This is a genomic window from uncultured Cetobacterium sp., assembly GCF_947039425.1.
Taxonomy (GTDB): domain Bacteria; phylum Fusobacteriota; class Fusobacteriia; order Fusobacteriales; family Fusobacteriaceae; genus Cetobacterium_A.
The window spans coordinates 1-2,566 of record NZ_CAMQYW010000292.1 but is presented as its reverse complement, the minus strand read 5'-3'; the positions used below and the strand labels follow the sequence as shown (position 1 = coordinate 2,566).

The 2,566-nt window shown below is 25.8% G+C and carries 1 protein-coding gene; it reads left to right on the top strand.

Annotated elements, in window-relative coordinates; all coding sequences use genetic code 11:
* Positions 1 to 30 precede the first annotated feature (30 nt).
* Complete coding sequence (locus Q0V09_RS10690) at positions 31 to 2,361, top strand: patatin-like phospholipase family protein (protein WP_297489451.1); 2,331 nt, start codon at positions 31 to 33, stop codon at positions 2,359 to 2,361.
* The last annotated feature ends 205 nt before the right edge of the window (positions 2,362 to 2,566 follow it).

The following is a 2,566-nucleotide window of genomic DNA, read 5'->3' as shown; positions in this document are numbered from 1 at the left end:
TATTGATAACAATCTGAGGAGAATTAACTGATGAAAAATAACTTTATAATTTCATTTTTTCTATTAATTACAACATTGTCATATTCTGAAAATAATCTTGTTAAAATAAATACAGTAAATGACAAAATAGATACTATAAAAAAACAAATTGAAAAATTAAAGGAGCAACAAAATCAACTTGAAATGTTAAAACTAAAGTTTCAAAAAGAAGCATTACTTTTAAAAGGAAATAGTGCATATAAACCTAAAATAGCATTAGTTTTAAGTGGCGGTGGAGCTAAAGGAGCAGCTGAAATTGGGGTGATTGAAATTTTAGAAGAGTTAAAAATACCAATTGATTATATAGTTGGGACTAGTGTTGGAAGTATTGTTGGAGCCATGTATTCTGTGGGATATACAACTAAAGAGATGAAGAATATTATAAATGGTTTAGATTTTACCAATCTTCTTTTAGATAGTGGGAATAGAACCTTAAAACCAATAACAGAAAAAACGAGAAATAAATATCCTTTAACACTATCAATTAATCCATCAACTTTAGATTTATCTCTTCCAACAGGAATTACTGATGGAGAAGAAGTTTATTTGCAATTGAAAAAAATCTTTTCAAAGGCTGAAGGAATACATGATTTCTCTAAACTTCCAATTAATTTTACAGCAATCTCAACAGACCTCCAAAGTGGGAATTCTATAAAAATACAAAATGGAGATTTAGCACTAGCAACTTTCAAAAGTATGGCTATTCCAACTGTTTTAGTCCCTGTAAAAGATAAGGGTAAATACTATGTTGATGGTGGTGTTGTTGATAATTTTGCCATATATGAAGCTATTAAAATGGGGGCTGATATTGTTATTGCGGTTAATATTTCAGCTAAACCTGAGGAGATAAATAGTAGTTCAAATATAATAACTATTTTGGATAAACTCTCATCATATAGAGGTCAAGAAAATGTAAAAAAACAAATTGGATATGCTGATATTTTAATTACTCCAAATGTTAGAGATAAAGGGACTTTAGATTTTTCAGATTTAGATAGTTTGATTTCATTAGGAAAGGAAGCTGGAGATAAGGCTCGTAATAATTTAAAAAAATTCACCAATAAAGAAAAATATAATGAGATAAAAATAAGGAAGGATAGACTAAAATTAGAAGATAATAAAGTTATTAAAATGAAAATTAATACTAAAAACGATTTTGTAATAGAAGATATAAAAAAATTAAAACCTAAAAAAGAATATTTAAATCAAGAAGAGCTAAATTTATGGGCTCAAAGAATATATTCTCTTAATTATATAGATAGAGTTTTTTATAATGTAAATAGAAAAACTAATACAATAGATTTTAATATTGTAGAAAATTTTAATTCTAAGCTTCAAGGTGGACTGTCTTATCTTTCTGATTATGGAGCTTCTCTACAATTAGCTGGAGATGTCTCAATTTTTGGAAAAACAAAAAGAAAATATATATTAAAGACAGAACTTTCAAAATATCCTAAAATTACTTTTGAAAATACTCGATTATTTAATTACTTTGATAACACTTTTGCAACAAATTTAGAGTTTTTTTATAGTCAAAATCCATTATTTTTATATAATAAAGATAAAATAAACTCAACATATATTGGAGAATCTGTAGGAAGTAATTTTTATATTGGCACTTCTCTTTTCCATAATTTATTTTTAGGATATAATCTTGGATATAAAAAAACAAATGTTAGATATTCAGAGGGACAACGTCTTGAAAGAGATGAAATAAAACATGTATCTTTTGATGAATCAACTGAATTTATAACAAATACAGCATTTTTAAACTATGATTCTTTAGATGCTAAAATATATCCAAAAGATGGATCGGCAATGGTATTAAGTGGATTTAATGGAGAATCTTTAGATGATTCGAATAAAAAGTTTTCAGGATATTCTTATAGTATAAATTCTTATAAAACATTTTATAAAAATTTAACCTTAGGGTTCTCTATAAATGCAGGAAAAATTAGAAAAAGTAATTATACTCCTCTATTAGAGCTCTTCTCTTTAGGAGGACTTAGAGATATTCCACAAGCAAAAAATTATTCTTTTTATGGAGTACCGTTAATGGGGATGTATACTGATAAGTTTATTATGGCTCAACAAACTCTTCGTTATTCTTTGATTGGAGATTTAAATTTTATTCTTAAAGGAAATATTGCGACACTTGATTCTGTTACTTCTAATAGATATTTATATGGGAAAAATAATATGATAGGTTATGGAGGTGGAATAGCTTGGAATACTTTCTTAGGACCAATAGAATTAGTGTTATCAAATAATGTTTTAGGAGATGGAATTTTATTTCAAGCACATATAGGTTATACATTTTAAAATATAAATAATATTTTGGAGGTATTTTTTATGATTAAAGTTTTTTCGATTTTAAAATTTATTAAGGAATCAAATATAAATGGAAATATTTTATCCAATGATAATTTTCCTTTAGATAAGTTAGGACTTGATGAAGAGGAATTAAATTTTTATTTGAAAAATATATATGAAGGACATTTAATTTCAGGTGTTGAATGTGTTAATT